Source organism: Pseudomonas sp. Lb2C2 (assembly GCF_052112205.1).
GTDB lineage: Bacteria > Pseudomonadota > Gammaproteobacteria > Pseudomonadales > Pseudomonadaceae > Aquipseudomonas > Aquipseudomonas kilonensis.
The window spans coordinates 575,704-594,847 of sequence record NZ_JAUTYW010000002.1 but is presented as its reverse complement, the minus strand read 5'-3'; the positions used below and the strand labels follow the sequence as shown (position 1 = coordinate 594,847).

Annotated in this window: 18 protein-coding genes; 14 read left to right on the top strand and 4 right to left on the bottom strand. The window is 61.0% G+C overall.

The features are described 5' to 3' along the window. Positions 1 to 82 precede the first annotated feature (82 nt). Positions 83 to 2,260, top strand: coding sequence for a hypothetical protein (locus tag Q7F16_RS07005; RefSeq protein WP_079303682.1), 2,178 nt, complete (start codon positions 83 to 85; stop codon positions 2,258 to 2,260). Positions 2,261 to 2,547: 287 nt separating this feature from the next. Here Q7F16_RS07005 and Q7F16_RS07000 read toward each other — a convergent pair whose 3' ends face one another. Then, complete coding sequence (locus tag Q7F16_RS07000; protein WP_409555870.1) at positions 2,548 to 2,853, bottom strand: DUF2288 domain-containing protein; 306 nt, start codon at positions 2,851 to 2,853, stop codon at positions 2,548 to 2,550. Between the two features lie 339 nt (positions 2,854 to 3,192). Here Q7F16_RS07000 and Q7F16_RS06995 point away from each other — a divergent pair, with 339 nt between their 5' ends. The 9 genes from Q7F16_RS06995 (at position 3,193) to Q7F16_RS06955 (ending at position 10,778) form a co-directional block, all read left to right on the top strand. Beyond that, complete coding sequence (locus Q7F16_RS06995) at positions 3,193 to 4,320, top strand: branched-chain amino acid ABC transporter substrate-binding protein (protein ID WP_046065430.1); 1,128 nt, start codon at positions 3,193 to 3,195, stop codon at positions 4,318 to 4,320. A 230-nt stretch (positions 4,321 to 4,550) separates the two neighbouring features. After that, entirely contained in the window at positions 4,551 to 5,474 is a 924-nt protein-coding gene (gene livH / locus Q7F16_RS06990) for a high-affinity branched-chain amino acid ABC transporter permease LivH (RefSeq protein WP_014336891.1), read from the top strand. Further along, positions 5,471 to 6,727: a high-affinity branched-chain amino acid ABC transporter permease LivM gene (locus Q7F16_RS06985; RefSeq protein ID WP_024619164.1), complete on the top strand. Its 1,257-nt coding sequence runs from the start codon at positions 5,471 to 5,473 to the stop codon at positions 6,725 to 6,727. The genes livH and Q7F16_RS06985 overlap by 4 nt, the downstream gene beginning before the upstream one ends. Continuing rightward, positions 6,724 to 7,491 (top strand): high-affinity branched-chain amino acid ABC transporter ATP-binding protein LivG, encoded by a 768-nt coding sequence (gene livG / locus Q7F16_RS06980; RefSeq protein ID WP_046065432.1) that lies wholly within the window; start codon positions 6,724 to 6,726, stop codon positions 7,489 to 7,491. Before Q7F16_RS06985 ends, livG begins: the two co-directional genes overlap by 4 nt. After that, a complete protein-coding gene (locus tag Q7F16_RS06975; protein WP_014336889.1) occupies positions 7,492 to 8,193 on the top strand; it encodes an ABC transporter ATP-binding protein in 702 nt (233 codons plus the stop codon). Between the two features lie 153 nt (positions 8,194 to 8,346). Then, positions 8,347 to 8,652: a BufA1 family periplasmic bufferin-type metallophore gene (locus Q7F16_RS06970; protein ID WP_046065433.1), complete on the top strand. Its 306-nt coding sequence runs from the start codon at positions 8,347 to 8,349 to the stop codon at positions 8,650 to 8,652. A gap of 25 nt (positions 8,653 to 8,677) precedes the next feature. After that, positions 8,678 to 9,547: an MNIO family bufferin maturase gene (gene bufB, locus Q7F16_RS06965; protein ID WP_046065434.1), complete on the top strand. Its 870-nt coding sequence runs from the start codon at positions 8,678 to 8,680 to the stop codon at positions 9,545 to 9,547. Continuing rightward, positions 9,544 to 10,302, top strand: a complete 759-nt coding sequence (locus tag Q7F16_RS06960) for an HvfC/BufC N-terminal domain-containing protein (RefSeq protein WP_046065435.1) — start codon at positions 9,544 to 9,546, stop codon at positions 10,300 to 10,302. The genes bufB and Q7F16_RS06960 overlap by 4 nt, the downstream gene beginning before the upstream one ends. Next, complete coding sequence (locus Q7F16_RS06955) at positions 10,299 to 10,778, top strand: DoxX family protein (RefSeq protein WP_046065436.1); 480 nt, start codon at positions 10,299 to 10,301, stop codon at positions 10,776 to 10,778. The genes Q7F16_RS06960 and Q7F16_RS06955 overlap by 4 nt, the downstream gene beginning before the upstream one ends. Positions 10,779 to 10,900: 122 nt before the next feature. Here Q7F16_RS06955 and Q7F16_RS06950 read toward each other — a convergent pair whose 3' ends face one another. After that, positions 10,901 to 11,815 (bottom strand): LysR family transcriptional regulator, encoded by a 915-nt coding sequence (locus Q7F16_RS06950; RefSeq protein ID WP_046065437.1) that lies wholly within the window; start codon positions 11,813 to 11,815, stop codon positions 10,901 to 10,903. A 104-nt stretch (positions 11,816 to 11,919) separates the two neighbouring features. On the opposite strand from Q7F16_RS06950, the gene Q7F16_RS06945 reads away from it, so the two are divergent. The 3 genes from Q7F16_RS06945 (at position 11,920) to Q7F16_RS06935 (ending at position 14,942) form a co-directional block, all read left to right on the top strand. Continuing rightward, positions 11,920 to 12,519, top strand: coding sequence for a short chain dehydrogenase (locus Q7F16_RS06945; RefSeq protein WP_014336883.1), 600 nt, complete (start codon positions 11,920 to 11,922; stop codon positions 12,517 to 12,519). Between the two features lie 61 nt (positions 12,520 to 12,580). Further along, complete coding sequence (locus Q7F16_RS06940; protein ID WP_046065451.1) at positions 12,581 to 13,255, top strand: COG3650 family protein; 675 nt, start codon at positions 12,581 to 12,583, stop codon at positions 13,253 to 13,255. A gap of 73 nt (positions 13,256 to 13,328) precedes the next feature. Next, positions 13,329 to 14,942 (top strand): NAD(P)/FAD-dependent oxidoreductase, encoded by a 1,614-nt coding sequence (locus Q7F16_RS06935; protein WP_046065438.1) that lies wholly within the window; start codon positions 13,329 to 13,331, stop codon positions 14,940 to 14,942. Between the two features lie 142 nt (positions 14,943 to 15,084). Here the strand turns inward: Q7F16_RS06935 and Q7F16_RS06930 are convergent, their stop codons facing one another. Further along, positions 15,085 to 16,179 (bottom strand): PLP-dependent cysteine synthase family protein, encoded by a 1,095-nt coding sequence (locus tag Q7F16_RS06930; protein WP_014336880.1) that lies wholly within the window; start codon positions 16,177 to 16,179, stop codon positions 15,085 to 15,087. A 268-nt stretch (positions 16,180 to 16,447) separates the two neighbouring features. Here Q7F16_RS06930 and nhaA point away from each other — a divergent pair, with 268 nt between their 5' ends. Beyond that, positions 16,448 to 17,635: a Na+/H+ antiporter NhaA gene (gene nhaA, locus Q7F16_RS06925; RefSeq protein WP_079303669.1), complete on the top strand. Its 1,188-nt coding sequence runs from the start codon at positions 16,448 to 16,450 to the stop codon at positions 17,633 to 17,635. Positions 17,636 to 18,562: 927 nt separating this feature from the next. Here nhaA and Q7F16_RS06920 read toward each other — a convergent pair. Beyond that, positions 18,563 to 19,027, bottom strand: coding sequence for a glycine zipper 2TM domain-containing protein (locus tag Q7F16_RS06920; RefSeq protein WP_003184697.1), 465 nt, complete (start codon positions 19,025 to 19,027; stop codon positions 18,563 to 18,565). Positions 19,028 to 19,144: the final 117 nt, after the last annotated feature.

Sequence of the window (19,144 nt, the reverse complement as noted above, 5' to 3'; positions counted from 1 at the left end):
CCATCCACGGACGCGAGCTCCCATCCGCGATGGTTCGATGACAGCGCTCGTCGAACCAACCAGTTCAGGCATATGGCGCACAATGACTTCCAAAAAAACAGCCACTGCGGTATCCGATCTGACCCTGAGCCCGGCCGCCAACGGCCCTGAAGTCTCGAAACCATCGAGCAGCTCGCGTCCCCTATCGACTCAACAGTATCTGTATTTCACCGAAACCAACACCGACCGGATCCTCGACAACCTTGATGGCCTGCGCGACGCGGTGTTCCCGCGACCACCCCATCTGGTAGAGGACGAGAGCGACCGCGCCCAGCAGGAGTTCCCGTCGGTGTGCCTGATCGGCCTGGGTCGCTGCGGCTCCAACATCGCCCTGGACGTGGCGGAGCTGGTGTACAACGCCCGCAAGTTCTACCTCAACGAATTCAACGCCGAAGACAAGGCCTACAGCGACAAGGGCTACAGCCCCGCGCAGTGGATCCGCAACAACCTGCGCCTGGGCACCAGCAAGGCCAGCAAACCGGTGTTCCTGGTGGAACCGCTGGTGATGCTCGGCGACCTGGACAAGGACATCGCCGGGCGTATCCGTTTTTCGCGCAAGGGCGAGAAAAGCGGCTTTTTGCGCGACTACAGCAAAATGAAGATCATGGACCTCTCGGAAGTCCACGCCGGTGGCGCCGGTAACGCGCCGATCCTGGGCCAGTACCTGGCCAAGATCATCCTGAACAAGGACACCCAGCGCTTCTCCAGCCCCGACTGGAAAATGATCCACTCGTACCTGATCGACAGCTGCGGCATCAAGGCCAACCAGTCGCGCCTGTACTTCTCGATCTTCAGCGCCGGCGGCGGTACCGGTTCAGGCATGGCCTCGGAGTTCGGCCTGGCCCAGCAATACTCGTACATGAACAAGACGTTCGACACCAAGCCGATGGACGAACACGACAGCAAGAGCGGTCATTCCTTCGTCTTCGAACCGATTTTCACCAGCGGCATCTGTGTGCTGCCGAACATTTCCGACCACCGCAGCGAAATGTCCGAGGCGTTGCACATCAACGCCGGACGCCTGCTGTGCAAGTACCTGTCGGAAGAATGGGATTTCTCGTACAACTTCGCCAACGAAGACAGCAGCGAAGCCAGCGTCATGGGGCGTATCCGCCCCTGGAACGCGATGATGCTGATCTCCAACGACATCATGCGCTACGCCGAAGAAAGCGATGACGGCAACATCCAGAACATTGATGTCAATGCCATGGAGAAACACGCCAACCAGTACATCTCCCAGCAGATCTTCAACATCCTGACGGCCCAGGCGGTCACCACCGACTACGACCAGAACTACTTCCGCCGTGCAGGCATCGACATTGGCGAAACCATTCGCCTGGACGCCAACGACCTGTTCATGAGCCTGGCCGGCCCGGTGGCAATTGCCTACGCCGAGTCCGTCGTCCCGGAAACCCCGGCGCCGAGCGGCGACAAGTTCAAGGTGTTCGAGAAAGAGCCGCCACGCCTGAACATCGACGACCTGTTCTTCCGCTCCATCGACCTGCCGCACTTCAACAAGGTCACCCAGGCCATCGAAGGCATCAGCCTGTTGCCGATCGAATCCAAGCGCTACCGGGCATCGCTTGAGCAGTACAAGAATTCCGGCTACGACGCAGCCGCCCTGCATGACCTGCACTTCTTCAAGAACTGCTCGTCGGTGGTGTCCATCGTTTCCTTGCCCAAGGACTACAAGCTGTCCTACATGGATCTGAACCGGCTCAAGACCCACCTCAACAGCCTGTTCCCCAACACCACCCTCAAGCGCTACGCGTTGGTGATCGGCGCGTCGGCCAACTTGTCGCTGACCACCCTGATCGCCAAGAGCCCGTGCCTGTCGGATGATTTCCTGACCCTGATCGTGGCCTTCATCAAACGCTGCTTCGCCCGCACCCCGTACCGCTTCGACGACACCCTGGACAACTCGATCCTGGACTTCATCATCAATGAAGACTTCGACGAAGCACGCATCGACGACCTGCTCAACGAATTCGAAAACCCGGCGAAGATCCTCGACACCAACTGGTATGCGATCAAGCCGATGTACGAGAAAAAGTATCGCGAGCTGATCAACGACAAGGACAAGTTCGTCTCGATCAACGACATCCGCCTGTCCCGCGACTGCGTGAAGAAATCCATCAAGTACCTGCGTGAGATCTACCGTCACCGCATTGGCAAGACCAAGGTTATTTCGCTGAATAACCATACTGGCAAGAGTTACTGAGGCTGACGCAGCACCACGTTGCCTCCAATCGCGAGCAAGCTCGCTCCCACAGGGTTTGGTATACACAGACCCACTGTGGGAGCGAGCTTGCTCGCGATAGCGGTCCTGAATCCTGCACCTGAACAACATCCAGAAACAATTGAGCAGCCCAAAGGCTGCTCCATGAACTGTTCCCGTTACGTATACGTCACCCTCCCTTGTGGCGTTTCGCCACGGCAGGACGCCATCACGCTACTCACCTACACACTTTCAGCGGACAAAAAACACGAACCAACTTGGTGCGCCGATCAGCTCGACGCCCTTTCCTGGATCATAATCCAGGGCGAAACCACCACCGCCCAAAGCGGCGGATCGCGCTCCAGAAAATCCAGCGCCCGCGTTTCAGACAGCTTGGCGAGCTGCTCGGCGGCCAGCCAGGCGGCGACTTTGGTACCTTCGTCCTGGGCAACGGCCTCGGCGGCGGCGATCAAATCCAGTGCCGGATCGACCCACAATAGGGCACCCTTGGCAAAGAACGGCTCCAGCTCTTTCCAGGTAATGGATGCGGTTTCACCAAGCAGCTTGGCATAGAGGGTGCTAGGTTCTTGATTCATGGGACCTGTCCGGAAAAGAAATCGGCGCGAATGATAACGTCGGTGGTCTGGCAGAAAAACCCGGTAGCAATTGCAGTACCGAATGAAAAGCGCAGGAAAGCCAAGGATTGCCGATATGACCGGACAAACCCCGCCGCTATTCTGTCTTTTTCTTTCAATTAAGCGACACCCCCAGGTTTTGCCCCCAAGCGCCAGCTTCCCTTGCCAACAATCGGCGCTCTACACTGTACCGGTACAGTTGCCGGGGGCATTTTCCGCGAGGGTATCCAAGATATCTGACCCGGTTCTGCTGCTACGGCGCCAGGACTATAAAAACTACAACAGCATGAGTGGAGCACTATGACTAAGGCTACTAAGCAGATTTCCAAACTGTTTGCCGCTATGGTTCTGGCCGGGGTTGCCAGCCATTCGTTTGCCGCCGACACCATCAAGATCGGCATCGCCGGCCCGAAGACCGGCCCTGTAGCCCAATACGGCGACATGCAGTTCAGCGGCGCGAAAATGGCCATCGAACAGATCAACGCCAAGGGCGGCGTCGACGGCAAGCAACTCGTCGCCGTTGAATACGATGACGCCTGTGATCCAAAACAAGCGGTCGCGGTCGCGAACAAAGTCGTCAACGACGGCATCAAGTTCGTGGTCGGCCACCTGTGCTCCAGCTCCACCCAGCCCGCTTCGGACATCTACGAAGACGAAGGCGTGATCATGATCACCCCGGCCGCTACCAGCCCGGACATCACCGCTCGCGGCTACAAGATGATCTTCCGCACCATCGGCCTGGACAGCGCCCAAGGCCCTGCGGCCGGCAACTACATCGCCGACCACGTCAAGCCGAAGATCGTTGCGGTCCTGCACGACAAGCAGCAGTACGGTGAAGGCATCGCCAGCGCCGTGAAGAAAACCCTCGAAGACAAAGGCGTCAAGGTTGCCGTCTTCGAAGGCGTGAACGCCGGCGACAAAGACTTCTCCTCGATGATCGCCAAGCTCAAGCAAGCCAACGTCGACTTCGTCTACTACGGCGGCTACCACCCAGAGCTGGGCCTGATCCTGCGTCAATCCCAGGAAAAAGGCCTGAAGGCCAAGTTCATGGGTCCGGAAGGCGTGGGTAACGACTCCATCTCGCAGATCGCCAAGGAATCTTCCGAAGGCTTGCTGGTAACCCTGCCGAAATCTTTCGACCAGGACCCTGCCAACATCGCCCTGGCTGACGCCTTCAAGGCCAAGAAAGAAGACCCGAGCGGTCCGTTCGTGTTCCCGTCCTACTCCGCAGTGACCGTGATCGCCGACGCTATCAAGGCTGCCAAGAGCGAAGACGCAGGCAAAGTGGCTGAAGCCATCCACGCCGGCACCTTCAAGACCCCAACCGGTGACCTGAGCTTCGACGCGAAGGGCGACCTGAAGGACTTCAAGTTCGTGGTCTACGAGTGGCACTTCGGCAAACCTAAAACCGAAGCTTCGCCTCAGTAAGGCCTGGCCTGACTGACTGCCAATAAAGCCCACGGCGTGCCGTGGGCTTTGTTTTAAATGTATTGGGCCGCGCTGGCGTGATCCGCCAGTCTCCCCACCTGAAAATCTCAAAACCGTCATCAGCGGTTCGCTGGCAAACCTCGTGTTCGAAGTGGATGCAGATCCACGGGACCCGGGCGGGAAAATGACTCCACCAGTGAAATGCGTATCAGGTTTTTAGGAGCGCTGTAATGCCTGACATCTATCACTTCTTCCAGCAGCTGGTTAACGGCCTGACCGTTGGCAGCACGTATGCCCTGATCGCCATCGGCTATACGATGGTTTACGGCATCATTGGAATGATCAACTTCGCCCACGGCGAGGTGTACATGATCGGCTCCTACGTGGCGTTCATCGCCATCGCCGGGCTGGCCATGATGGGACTCGACAGTGTCCCGCTGTTGATGACCGCGGCTTTCATCGCGAGCATCGTCGTCACCAGTTCCTATGGCTACAGCATCGAACGGATCGCCTACCGCCCCCTGCGCGGCAGCAACCGTCTGATCCCGCTGATTTCCGCCATCGGCATGTCGATTTTCCTGCAGAACACGGTACTGCTTTCGCAAGACTCCAAGGACAAATCCATACCCAACCTGATTCCGGGCAACTTTGCCATCGGACCAGGCGGGGCACATGAAGTGCTGATTTCCTACATGCAAATCGTGGTGTTCGTGGTGACCCTGGTCGCCATGCTCGGCCTGACGCTGTTCATCTCCCGTTCCCGCCTGGGCCGCGCCTGCCGCGCCTGTGCCGAGGACATCAAGATGGCCAACCTGCTGGGCATCAACACCAACAACATCATCGCCCTGACCTTCGTCATCGGTGCGGCCCTGGCGGCCATCGCCGCGGTGCTGTTGAGCATGCAATACGGCGTGATCAACCCCAACGCCGGCTTCCTCGTCGGCCTGAAAGCCTTCACCGCCGCGGTACTGGGCGGTATCGGCAGCATTCCCGGCGCGATGCTCGGCGGGCTGGTGCTGGGCGTGGCGGAAGCCTTTGGCGCCGACATCTTCGGCGACCAGTACAAGGACGTCGTGGCATTCGGCTTGTTGGTTCTGGTTCTGTTGTTCCGGCCGACCGGCATCCTGGGCCGCCCGGAGGTTGAAAAAGTATGACTAGGCATCTCAAATCGGCGCTCTTCAGCGCCCTGCTGGTCTGGGCCGTGGCCTACCCGGTACTGGGTCTTAAACTGACCATCGTCGGCATCAACCTGGAAGTGCACGGCACCAGCCCGGCCATCCTGGCGACCATCGCCGTGTGCTCGCTGCTGATGTTCGTGCGTGTGCTGTTCAGCACGCAGATCAGCGCCATGTGGAAGTCCTCGCCCGGCCTGCCGGTGATCCCGGCCAAGGCCAGCAACTTCCTGACCCTGCCATCGACCCAGCGCTGGATCGTGCTAGGCCTGATCGTCGTGGCCCTGGTGTGGCCGTTCTTCGGCTCCCGCGGCGCGGTGGACATCGCCACGCTGATCCTGATCTACGTGATGCTCGGCCTGGGCCTGAACATCGTCGTAGGCCTGGCCGGCCTGCTGGACCTGGGTTACGTCGGCTTCTACGCCGTCGGCGCCTACAGCTATGCGCTGCTGTCCCACTACTTCGGCCTGAGCTTCTGGATCTGCCTGCCGATCGCCGGGATGATGGCCGCCACCTTCGGTTTCCTGCTGGGCTTCCCGGTCCTGCGCTTGCGCGGTGACTACCTGGCCATCGTGACCCTGGGTTTTGGCGAGATCATCCGTCTGTTCCTGCGCAACCTGACCGACATCACCGGTGGCCCGAACGGCATCAGCAACATCGAGAAACCGACGTTCTTCGGCCTGACCTTCGAACGTAAAGCCGCCGAAGGCCTGCAGACCTTCCACGAGTACTTCGGCCTGGAATACAACTCGATCAACAAGGTGATCTTCCTCTACCTGGTTGCGCTGTTGCTGGCCCTGGCCGCGCTGTTCGTCATCAACCGCCTGCTGCGCATGCCGATCGGCCGCGCCTGGGAGGCATTGCGTGAAGACGAGATCGCCTGCCGTGCGCTGGGTCTCAACCCAACCGTGATCAAACTGTCGGCCTTCACCCTCGGCGCTGCGTTCGCCGGTTTTGCCGGCAGTTTCTTTGCCGCTCGCCAGGGCCTGGTGACACCGGAATCCTTCACCTTCATCGAGTCGGCGATCATCCTCGCCATCGTGGTGCTGGGCGGGATGGGCTCGCAGTTGGGCGTGATCCTGGCGGCCATCGTGATGATCCTGCTGCCCGAAATGATGCGTGAATTCAGCGAATACCGCATGTTGATGTTCGGCGCCTTGATGGTGCTGATGATGATCTGGCGTCCTCAAGGTCTGCTGCCGATGCAACGCCCTCACATGGAGCTGCGCAAATGAGCCGCGAGATCCTGAAAGTCGAAAACTTGAGCATGCGCTTCGGCGGTCTGCTGGCGGTCAATGGTGTGGCCCTGACCGTGAAAGAAAAACAGGTCGTTGCGCTGATCGGACCTAACGGCGCGGGCAAGACCACCGTGTTCAACTGCCTGACCGGCTTCTATCAGCCCACTGGCGGCACCATCGTGCTGGACGGCGAGCCGATCCAGGGCCTGCCCGGTCACCAGATCGCCCGCAAGGGTGTGGTGCGCACCTTCCAGAACGTGCGGCTGTTCAAGGACATGACGGCGGTCGAAAACCTGCTGATCGCCCAGCATCGTCACCTGAACACCAACTTCTTTGCCGGCCTGTTCAAGACCCCGGCGTTCCGCAAAAGCGAACGCGAGGCCATGGAGTACGCCGAGTACTGGCTGGAGAAGGTCAACCTCAAGGAGTTCGCCAACCGTACCGCCGGGACCCTGGCCTACGGTCAGCAACGGCGCCTGGAAATCGCCCGCTGCATGATGACCCGTCCGCGGATCCTCATGCTCGACGAGCCGGCTGCCGGCCTGAACCCCAAGGAAACCGAAGACCTGAAAGCCCTGATCGGCGTGCTGCGCGAGGAGCACAACGTCACCGTGCTGCTGATCGAGCACGACATGAAGCTGGTCATGAGCATTTCCGACCACATCGTCGTGATCAACCAGGGCACCCCCCTGGCCGACGGCTCGCCGGAACAGATCCGCGACAATCCTGAAGTGATCAAAGCCTACCTGGGGGAAGCGTAAATGCTGCAATTCGAAAACGTTTCCACCTTCTACGGCAAGATCCAGGCCCTGCACAGCGTCAACGTCGAGGTCCGCCAGGGCGAAATCGTCACGCTGATCGGTGCCAACGGCGCCGGCAAATCCACCCTGCTGATGACGCTCTGCGGTTCGCCCCAGGCCCACAGCGGCAGCATCCGCTACATGGGTGAGGAGTTGGTGGGCCAGGACTCGTCGCACATCATGCGCAAGAGCATTGCGGTGGTGCCGGAAGGCCGTCGGGTATTTGCCCGACTGACCGTGGAAGAGAACCTCGCCATGGGCGGATTCTTCACCGACAAGGGCGACTTTCAGGAACAAATGGACAAGGTCCTGCACCTTTTCCCACGCCTGAAAGAACGCTTTACCCAGCGCGGCGGCACCATGTCCGGCGGCGAACAGCAAATGCTCGCCATCGGCCGTGCGCTGATGAGCAAGCCCAAGCTGCTGCTGCTCGACGAGCCTTCCCTGGGCCTGGCACCGATCATCATCCAGCAGATCTTCGACATCATCGAACAACTGCGCAAGGACGGCGTGACGGTATTCCTGGTGGAGCAGAACGCCAACCAGGCGCTGAAAATCGCCGACCGGGCGTACGTGCTGGAGAACGGTCGCGTGGTGATGCAAGGCACCGGTGAAGCCCTGCTGACCGACCCGAAAGTGCGCGAGGCGTACCTGGGCGGTTGAGTCTGCAGCATTAAAAAAACGGCCTTCGGGCCGTTTTTTTTGAGGTAAGCAAAAAAATCGAGGACCCGCTGTAACACTTCCCTATCCCCCTTCTCTAGTTCAGCAGACCGGCGCTAACGCCGGTTCATTTCCCTGAATGACTGGAGAATCATCATGACTGCTTCGACCCGCACCCTGTCCGCCACAGCCCTGATCCTGGCCCTGGGTTCTGCCCTGAGCATGACAGCCGTCTCGACCGTCCACGCAGCCGACGACACCATGGAAAAATGCTTCGGCATTGCCCTCAAAGGCAAGAACGACTGCGCCGCCGGTGCCGGCACCACCTGCGCCGGTACGGCAAAAATGGACTATCAGGGCAACGCCTGGAAATCGGTACCCAAAGGCACTTGCACCACCATGGAAAGCAAAACCTCCCCGACTGGTTTCGGCCAGCTCGAAGCGTTCAAAGCCAAGTCCTGATCGCATCTGCCTGAGGCCCGCCACCATGTTGAATCCCCCCTCCCTCGCCACTGATAACCGGCTGCCGCCAAGGGCAGGGTTGGGGCTCAAGAGCGAGCATTTTCGTGAGGTGCTCCAGACCCGACCGGATCTGGGCTTTTTCGAAGTGCACGCGGAAAACTACATGGTCGCCGGCGGGCCGCTTCATCACTTCTTGGGGCGGATACGCGAACAGTATCCGCTGTCGCTACACGGCGTCGGCCTGTCGATCGGTGGGGAGGGGCCGCTGGATGTCGCGCATTTGCAGCGCCTGGCCGCATTGGTCGAACGCTATCAGCCCCAATCCTTTTCCGAACACCTGGCCTGGTCCAGCCACGGCCCGGTGTTCCTCAATGACCTGCTCCCCCTGGCCTACGACGAAGCGACCCTCGACCGGGTCTGCGAACACGTCGACCAGGTGCAGTCCAGCCTCAAACGTACGCTGTTGCTGGAAAACCCGGCCACCTACCTGGCGTTCGAGGCCTCGACCCTCGACGAGCCCCTCTTCATCAGCGAAGTGATCCGGCGCACCGGCTGCGGCCTGCTGCTGGATGTGAACAACGTCTACGTTTCGTGCGTCAACCACTGCCGCGATCCACTGGCCTACCTCGACGCCCTGCCCCTGCAAGCGACCGGTGAAATTCACCTGGCCGGCTTTGCCGAGGACACCGACAGCCTCGGCGCACGCCTGCTGATAGACAACCACGGCGCGCCCATCGACAACGACGTCTGGCAACTGTATCTCCAGGTACTGGAGCGGACCGGGCCGGTAGCCACGCTGATCGAGCGCGACAACCACATCCCTCCCTGGGGGGTGCTGCTGGCCGAGGCGCGCCAGGCCGATCAACTTTTAGCCACCGCCGGAGCCCGGCCATGAGCGGCCAGCACGCATTCGCCGCCGCCCTGCTCGACCCGCGCAAGGCATGTCCACCCGGCGTGGTCAGCGCCAATGGCGCCGACCCGCAGAGCCGCTTCGCGGTGTACCGCAACAACGTGCTCAGCTCATTGATCAACGCCTTGGCCGACAACTACCCGGTGGTGGTGCAACTGGTGGGCGAGGAGTTTTTCCGAGGCATGGCCGGGGTCTACGTCCAGTCGGCACCGCCGCGAAGCCCGGTGATGAGCGACTACGGGGATGATTTTGCCGAGTTCGTCGAGCAATTCGAACCCGCCGCCTGTGTGCCGTACCTGGCGGACGTCGCCCGCCTGGAGCGACTGCACGTGCAAGCCTGGCATGCCGCCGACGCCGAGCCCATGGCGCAAGAACCCATCGTCGAGGCGCTGTCATCTCCCACGCTGACAAGGCACCTGAAGATCGGTCTTCACCCGTCACTGCGGCTGCTGCAATCGCCCTTCGCCGTGGTGACGATCTGGGCCGCCCATCAGCACCAGACGCCCGTGCCGTTCGAAGCGTTCGCTGCGCAAAACGCCTTGGTGCTGCGCCACGGTCTCGACGTGGAAGTGTTTGCGATCAGTCACGCGGCCCATGGGTTCATCACGGCCCTGCAACAGGGGGTGTCCCTGAGCGCTGCCATTGAAGCCTCGATCGATCTCGACCTTGAACACACCCTGGCCGGGCTCATCCGCCACCAGGCCATCACCCACCTCCTGGCTGAAGAGATATCCCCATGAACGCCCTGATTGCCGGTTCCATCCAATGGCTGGAAAAAATCCCCCACAGCCTGATCGCCTTCATCGCGCGCTTCTCGATTGCCGCAGTGTTCTGGAAATCCGGCCAGACCAAAATCGAAGGCCTGGCCATCGACCTGTTCGACGGCACTTTCCAGATCGGCCTGCCGCGGCTGGCGGACTCGACCATTCCCCTGTTCAAAAGCGAATACGCCCTGCCGCTGCTGTCGCCGGAACTGGCCGCGTACCTGGCGGCCGCTGCTGAGCACGTGTTCCCGGTGCTGATCCTGCTTGGCCTGGCGACACGTTTTTCAGCGCTGGCCTTGCTGGGCATGACAATGACCATCCAGCTGTTCGTCTACCCGGACGCCTACCCGACCCATGGCACCTGGGCGGCGGTCTTGCTCTACCTGATGGCCCGTGGGCCGGGGGTGTTGTCCATCGACCACCTGATTGCCAAGCGTTACGCCCACGACTGAACACAGATCCCCTGTGGGAGCGAGCTTGCTCGCGATAGCGGCGGGTCAGCTTGTACAAATGCCGGATGTGCCACCGCCTTCGCGAGCAAGCTCGCTCCCACAGGGACTGGCCGATGACCGGGCTATCGCTGCAGCCGATCCAACGCCTCGCCGCTGCGCTTGAACCAGTCGATCAGATAGTCAGCCAGCACCTGGGTGCGCTTGGGCAATCCACCCTGATACGGGTGCACCAGGTACATCGGCATGCGCCGGGTCTGGTAGTCGCGCAGCAGCCAGTGCAGGCGTCCATCGGCCAACTCTTCATGCAGCAAATACGACGGCAGCCGGGCGATTCCGGCGCCGGCCAGGGCGGCTTTCTTCAACAGGCTGTAGTGGTTGCTGGCGAACGGCCCCGAGACTCGGACCCGCAGCAGCTCGTGTTGCTGGTGGTAAAGCCATTCTTCCCGGCCGCTGTAGTGGCTGTTGAGCAGGCAGCGATGTTCGACCAGGGCCTGGGGCGTCTCGGGTTCGCCATAGTGTTCAAGGTAGGCCGGGCTGGCGCAGGTCATTTCGTGCCACGCCAGCAATGGCCGGGCCACCAGCCGCTCATCGATAGCGGCGTCGGAGCGGATCGCCAGGTCGAAACCATCGCGGGTCAGGTCGCGGTAACCGTTGTTGAGCTCCAGTTCGATCTGTACGTGGGGATACGTACGAGCGAACTCCATCAGCAAGCCCTCGAAGAACGTTTCACCCAACGAAACCGGAACCGTCATACGCACCGGCCCAGAAATATCGTCCTTCAAACGCGCCAATGCCTGACGTGCCCGTTCCACCTGCACCAACAGCGCCTGGGCCTGGGGCAACAACGCCGCCCCTGCCGCCGTGAGGCTCAAGCGCCGCGTGGTGCGTTGCAGCAACACCACCGAAAACCGGCTCTCCAACAGGCTGATGCGCTTGGACAACTGGCCCTTGCTGCACCCCAACTGCTGGGCCGCCAGGGTGAAGCTGCCGGCCTCCATCAACACGGCAAACGCCGCCAGGTCATCCATTTCGCTCATTGGATTGTTTCCAATTGAAAACCAAAGGTTGCCTATTAGCATGATTATCAATGGAAAGAACCTCTCTAGACTGAAAACTCATTCAACCCATTGAGGAACAGCTCATGAAAATCCTGTTGATCGGCGCCAACGGCACCATCGGTTCGGCCATTGATAACGAACTGTCGCCCCGCCACGAAATCGTGCGGATCGGCCGCCACAGCGGTGAATTGCAGGTGGATATCAGCGACAGCGCCTCGATTCGCGCCCTGTTCGCAAAGACCGGCCGTTTTGATGCCCTGGTTTGCGCCGCCGGCAATGTCACCTTTGCGCCCCTGGCCGACATGAGCGAAGACAGCTTTGCCCTGGGTTTGAAAGACAAGCTGATGGGCCAGGTCAACCTGCTGCTGATCGGTCGTGAATTCGCCAACGACGGCGCGTCCTTCACCTTCACCACCGGCGTACTCAGCCACGATCCGATCAAGAGCGGTGCGTCGGCGGCCCTGGTCAACGGTGCCCTGGACAGTTTCGTGCGCGCTGCGGCAATCGAGTTGCCACGGGGCTTGCGGGTCAACTCGGTGAGCCCGAACGTGTTGCTGGAAGCCATGGACAAGTACGCCCCGTACTTTCGCGGCTACAAACCAGTCCCGGCCATCGATGTCGCATTGGCCTACGCCAAGAGTGTCGAAGGCCTGCAAACCGGTCAGACCTTTCACGTGGGCTAACACCCCTTGTGATGCAGGATCAGTCTGAGTAACGTGGCGGCACTTGTCTGGAGACCCAATGATGCGTGCCGCCCGCTCCCTGCTGTTTGTCGCCCTCCTGCCGCTCTTCAGCGGCTGCCAATTGCTCGACGCCCCTCGTCAGAGTGCCTCCCACGCCGGCCAGACGCGCATGCAGGGCGAGCTCACGGCGGCCGATGGCAAGCTGGTGTTCCAGCCGTGCCAGGAACAGCGCCGCTACATCGTCAACGACAGCGGTGGCACCAGCGTGCTGCAACAGGCCGCCAGCCTGGCCGATGACCAAGGCAAGCTATTTGCCGATGTGCGCGGTCGTATCGTCTCCAGCGCAGCGGCCGGCACCGACAGCCAGTTGGACCTGGAGCAGTTGTACCGCCTGGAACGCTCGGGCAGCGCTTGCGATGACGGCAACTTCAAACTGCTGGTCTTGCGTGCCGCCGGTCATGGCCCGGAGTGGAACCTCAAGGCCAGCGGCAAGGGCATGGTGCTTGAGCGTGAAGGCCAGCCGACGCTGGCGGTGCCCTTCCTTGAAGAACAACTGGGCGACGGCCGCTTCAACCTCAGCACCGAAGCCAACGGCCAGAAGGTCGAACTGTGGGTGGCCGCCCAGCGCTGCGTCGACAGCGTCACCGGCAGCGTGCAACACATGAGCGCCGAACTGCGGGTCAACGGTCAGGTCCAGCGCGGCTGCGCCTACTTCGGTGGTGCGCGCAACGACTGATTCACAGCTTTTGGCTTATAATCGCCGGTTCACGCCCTGGTGCAGTTGTGCATCCCGCGAACCGGATCCCACCATGTTACGAATCACCGAACTCAAGCTGCCGATCGACCACCCCGAAGAAGACCTGCGCCCTGCCATCGTGCAGCGCCTGGGCATCGCCAGCGATGACCTGCTCGACTTCACCTTGTTCAAGCGCAGCTACGATGCGCGCAAGAAATCCTCCGAACTGTGCTTCATCTACACCATCGACCTGACGGTGCGCGACGAAGCCAGCCTGCTGCGCAAGTTCGCCGATGACCGTAACGTCAACGAGGCGCCGGATGTCAGCTACAAAGTGGTGGGCCAGGCACCGGCTGACCTGAGCGAGCGGCCGATCGTGGTCGGCTTCGGCCCGTGCGGGATCTTCGCCGCCCTGCTGCTGGCACAGATGGGCTTCAAGCCGATCATCCTCGAGCGTGGCCCGGAAGTGCGCCAGCGCACCAAGGACACCTGGGGCCTGTGGCGTAAAAGCGTGCTCAACCCCGAATCCAACGTGCAATTTGGTGAAGGCGGCGCCGGGACGTTTTCCGACGGCAAGCTCTACAGCCAGATCAAGGATCCGAAATTCCTTGGCCGCAAGGTTTTGCACGAATTCGTCAAGGCCGGGGCGCCGGAAGAAATCCTCTACGTCAGCAAGCCGCACATTGGCACGTTCCGTCTGACCGGTGTGGTGGAAACCATGCGTGAGCAGATTCGCGCCCTGGGTGGCGAAGTGCGCTTCCAGCAGCGGGTCACCGATGTGCTGATCGAGGACGGCCAACTGGTCGGCGTCGAACTGGCCAGCGGCGAACGGATTCATTCGAAACATGTGATCCTGGCCCTGGGCCACAGCGCCCGGGACACCTTCCGCATGCTCCACAGCCGCGGCGTGTACATGGAAGCCAAGCCGTTCTCGGTGGGCTTCCGTATCGAACACCCGCAATCGCTGATCGACAGCGCACGCCTGGGCAAGTACGCCGGCCACCCGAAACTCGGCGCTGCCGACTACAAACTGGTGCACCACGCCAAGAATGGTCGTTCGGTGTACAGCTTCTGCATGTGCCCGGGCGGCACCGTGGTGGCCGCGACGTCCGAGCCGAACCGTGTCGTGACCAACGGCATGAGCCAGTATTCGCGCAACGAGCGCAACGCCAACTCCGGCATTGTCGTCGGCATTACCCCGGAAGTGGATTATCCGGGTGGCCCGCTGGCCGGGATCGAGCTGCAAGAGCGCCTGGAATCCCACGCGTACATACTCGGTGGCAGTAACTACGAGGCCCCGGCGCAACTGGTGGGTGATTTCATCGCCGGCAAGCCGTCTACGGCACTGGGCAGCGTCGAACCTTCCTACAAGCCAGGGGTGTCGCTGGGCGACCTGGCCTTGGCCCTGCCGGACTTCGCCATCGAAGCCATCCGCGAAGCCCTGCCGGCGTTCGAGAAACAGATTCGCGGTTACTCGCTGCACGACGCCGTGCTGACCGGCATCGAAACCCGCACCTCATCGCCCCTGCGCATTACCCGCAACGAATCGCTGCAGAGCCTGAACGTCAAGGGCCTGTTCCCGGCCGGTGAAGGTGCCGGTTATGCCGGCGGAATCCTGTCGGCGGGCGTGGACGGAATCCGGATTGCCGAGGCGGTGGCTCGGGATATCCTCGGCCTCGAGGCCTGAAGGGCCAATGACTCAGCCTAAGTAGACAGCATGACCCTGTGGGAGCGAGCTTGCTCGCGATGGCGGCCTGGCATTGAACACCGATGTCGACTGATCCACCGCTATCGCGAGCAAGCTCGCTCCCACAAGGGAACTCAGTGATTCAGATATTGGCCCGCAACACACTCTCCGGCAGCGCCTCGCCCCGCTCCACACTGGCCGCCACGACGTCCATCAATCCGCTCAACTCATACCCCTGGGCCTTGAGCCACGCCGGGTCGTAATAGGTCGTGGCGTAGCGCTCGCCACCGTCGCACAAAATCGCCACGATCGACCCCGACTCACCCGCATCCACCATCTGCCGGGCCGCCATGAGGGCGCCGATCAGGTTGGTGCCGCTGGACCCGCCAACCCGTCGTCCCAAGCGCTGGGCCAGGTAATGCATGGCCGCCAGCGACAAGGCGTCCGGGACCTTGACCATCGCATCGATGACTTTCGGCAAGAACGACGCTTCGACCCGGGGCCGGCCGATCCCCTCGATGCGAGAACCGCAATCCAGGCGCAGGCTGGCATCGCCGCTGCGGTAGTAGTCGAAGAACACTGAACGCTCGGCGTCGGCACACAGCACGCGGGTGCCGTGCTGGCGATAACGCACATAGCGCCCCAGGGTGGCGGTGGTGCCGCCGGTGCCGGGACTGGAAATCAGCCAAGTGGGCTCTGGATGCTGCTCGAAACGCATCTGCTGGAAGATCGATTCGGCAATGTTGTTATTAGCCCGCCAGTCCGTGGCGCGCTCGGCGTAGGTGAATTGGTCGATGAAATGCCCGTCATGCTCGCGGGCCAGGCGCTCGGATTCGGCGTAGATCTGCGTAGGATCGTCCACCAGGTGGCTCTGGCCGCCATAGAAAGCGATCTGTGCGATTTTCTCCCGGGAGGTGGTCGCCGGCATCACCGCAATGAACGGCAGGCCCAGCAACCTGGCGAAGTAGGCCTCGGAAATCGCTGTCGAGCCGCTGGAGGCCTCGATCACCGGCGCACCGGGCTTGAGCCAGCCATTACACAACGCATAGAGAAACAGCGAACGCGCCAGCCGATGCTTGAGGCTGCCGGTGGGATGGCTGGATTCATCCTTGAAATACAGTTCGATGCCCGGCAGGCCAGGCAACGGCAGCGGAATCAGGTGGGTATCGGCGCTGCGCTGGAAGTCAGCCTCGATGATGCGGATCGCTTCGCGCGCCCACTGACGGTGGTCGTTCATGGTGTTTTCTCACTGGCTCGATTCGACGCTGGGAAACCTGGTGGTCATGCAGGCGCAACTTGGTCTCGGAAAAACCAGTCGCAAGCTTAGGAAAAAACCTACATCACGCACAGGTACAGCTAAGGTCCAATATGGCCCATAACTGCCCGACTGCGTGGCGCTGGCGTTGTAACGACATATAACAAAAAAGAATATAACTTTTGTTTTAACAACTAACAGTACGGGTTAGGGTGTGCCATCTTTTTGATTCAATGAATGGAGAGCGATCGTGGCTCTACGCAATTCTCTGACACGTTTTTTCCAACTGGAGGCTGCCAGCGGCCTGCTGCTGATCGCCGCCGCCGTGTTGGCCCTGGCCATCAATAACTCGCCTCTTTCCTGGCTGTACAACGGCCTGCTGGACACGCCGGTGGTCGCCCAGGTCGGCGCGTTGAAGATCGCCAAACCCTTGTTGCTGTGGATCAACGACGGCCTGATGGCGATGTTCTTCCTGCTCATCGGCCTCGAGGTCAAGCGTGAGGTCCTCGATGGGCAACTGTCGAAACCCTCGCAAATCGTCTTGCCGGGCGCAGCAGCGATCGGCGGCATGGTGGTGCCGGCCCTGATCTACTGGTTCCTCAACCGCGACAATCCGGCCGCCCTCGCTGGCTGGGCGATTCCGACGGCCACCGACATTGCATTCGCCCTCGGCGTGCTGGCCTTGCTCGGCAAACGGGTGCCGGTGTCGCTCAAGCTGTTCCTGATGACCCTGGCGATCATCGACGACCTGGGCGCCATTATCATCATCGCGATCTTTTACTCCGGCGCCCTGTCGACCCTGTCGCTTATGCTGGCAGCCGCCTGCATCGCTGCGCTGGTGGCGATGAACCGGATGGGCGTGGTCAAGCTCGGGCCCTATATGGTCATTGGCCTGATCCTCTGGGTCTGCGTACTCAAGAGCGGTGTCCATGCCACGCTGGCCGGCGTGACCCTGGCGTTCTGCATCCCGCTGCGCACGAAAAACGCCGAGACTTCGCCGCTGCTGACCCTGGAGCATGCCCTGCATCCCTGGGTGGCCTATGGCATCCTGCCGCTGTTCGCCTTCGCCAATGCCGGCCTGTCCCTGAGTGGCATCACTGTCGAGAGTTTCACCCATGACGTGCCGATGGGCATCGCCATTGGCCTGCTGCTGGGCAAGACCGTCGGCGTCTTCGGCCTGACCTGGCTGGCCGTGAAGATCGGCATCGCCAGCCTGCCCCTTGGCGCCAACTGGGGCCAGGTATTGGGTGTGGCGATCTTGTGCGGTATCGGGTTCACCATGAGCCTGTTCGTTGGGTCCCTCGCGTTTGAGCCGGGTGTGAGTGACTACGCCGGCATGGACCGGATGGGGATTCTCACGGGTTCGATCCTGGCGGCGTTGCTCGGTTATGCGGTGACGGCGGCGGCCAGTCGCAAGCAGCCTGCATTGCCAAGCTGATCCTTGCTTCTGCGTTAGCGTCTTGAGAGCCGTGGGAGGTTAAGGAATGGTGTGTATATCCGTTTCTGCGGTAACGGCTACTTAAGGTTCCGCCCTGACGGCGGGTCACTTTCGAAAAGCGCGAAAGTAACCAAAGCGCTTCTGCCCCACCACTCGGTGCCTCGCTTAGGCTCGGCATGCCCTCACTCCGGCATTGCTCCGTGGGCCCGCCGCGAAGGGCCATCCATGGCCCAGCGCGGCTATCCCTGCATCCATGCCGGGATGCCCACTCCACAATGCCTGCGTTCGGCCATCGTGGTTAACGGGGCGTCGAGATCAACGTCCACCGCGAGGCGGCCTAGTAGCCGACCTGGTTCCTAGTGGGACCGCGTTTCTCCTGTGGGAGCGAGCCTGCTCGCGAAGGGGCCGGCAAATCCAAAATCCATATAACTGAACCACCGCTATCGCGAGCAGGCTCGCTCCCACATTCAATCTTCAGCGGACACAAAATTCATATCCAACACAGCCCGCTCCCACAGGAGAAACGCGGTCCCACCCAGAACCAGGTCGGCTATTAGGCCGCCTCGGTTCTGTTTTTGATCTGGGGCGCCCCGTTAACCACGCTGGCTGAACGAAGGCATTGCGCAGTGGGCAACCCGGCATGGATGCCGGGTTAGCCGCGCTGGGCCATGGATGGCCCTTCGCGGCGGCCCACGGAGCAATGCCTTCGTTCAGGCATGCCGAGCCTAGGCGAGGCACCGAGTGGTGGGGCATATAGCGTTTTGCTTACTTTTGCGCTTCTCAAAAGTGAGCCGCCGTAAGGGCGGAACCCTAAGTAGCCGTTACCAAAGAAACGGATATACACGCCGTCACCCGAAACGAAGCCATAAAAAAACGACGCCTTCCCGTTCAGGAACAAGCGCCGTTTTTTCTCTTACCTAACCAAGCTTAGTGCGATACGCGACTCGTACCATCCACAGTGGAAATACGAACCCGCTCACCCACACGGAACACCTCGTTCTCCTGAACCTGCTGCACATAGGCACGCATGCTACCGTCATCTTCACGCACGGTGATTTCCACACCCTGGGTACGGGTCAGACCTTCTTCAGTAGCAGAACCAATCAGGCCACCAGCTACCGCGCCAATCACTGCGGCGACAATGCTGCCACGGCCACCGCCAATGGCGCTGCCGCCAACACCACCGACCACGGCACCGGCCGCACCGCCGATCGGGGTCTTGGTGCCTTCGATCTTGACCGGACGCAAGGATTCGATGGTCCCCATGCGAATCGTCTGCACGCGACGCGCTTCGTCACGGGAGTAGGAGTCACCGGTCAGGCTCGACTGACAGCCAGTGAGCAACATCGCCATCGTGGAAAAGGAAGCAACCAGCAAAACAGACTTACGCATAGCATCAACTCCAAAAGACAGGGATTCATTAAACTCCGCAGCTTGACGCCTGTCACGGCCTCGCCGGGATAAAATTGTTTTCATTCAGGTGGGATACAGGCGCACCCGAAAAATTCA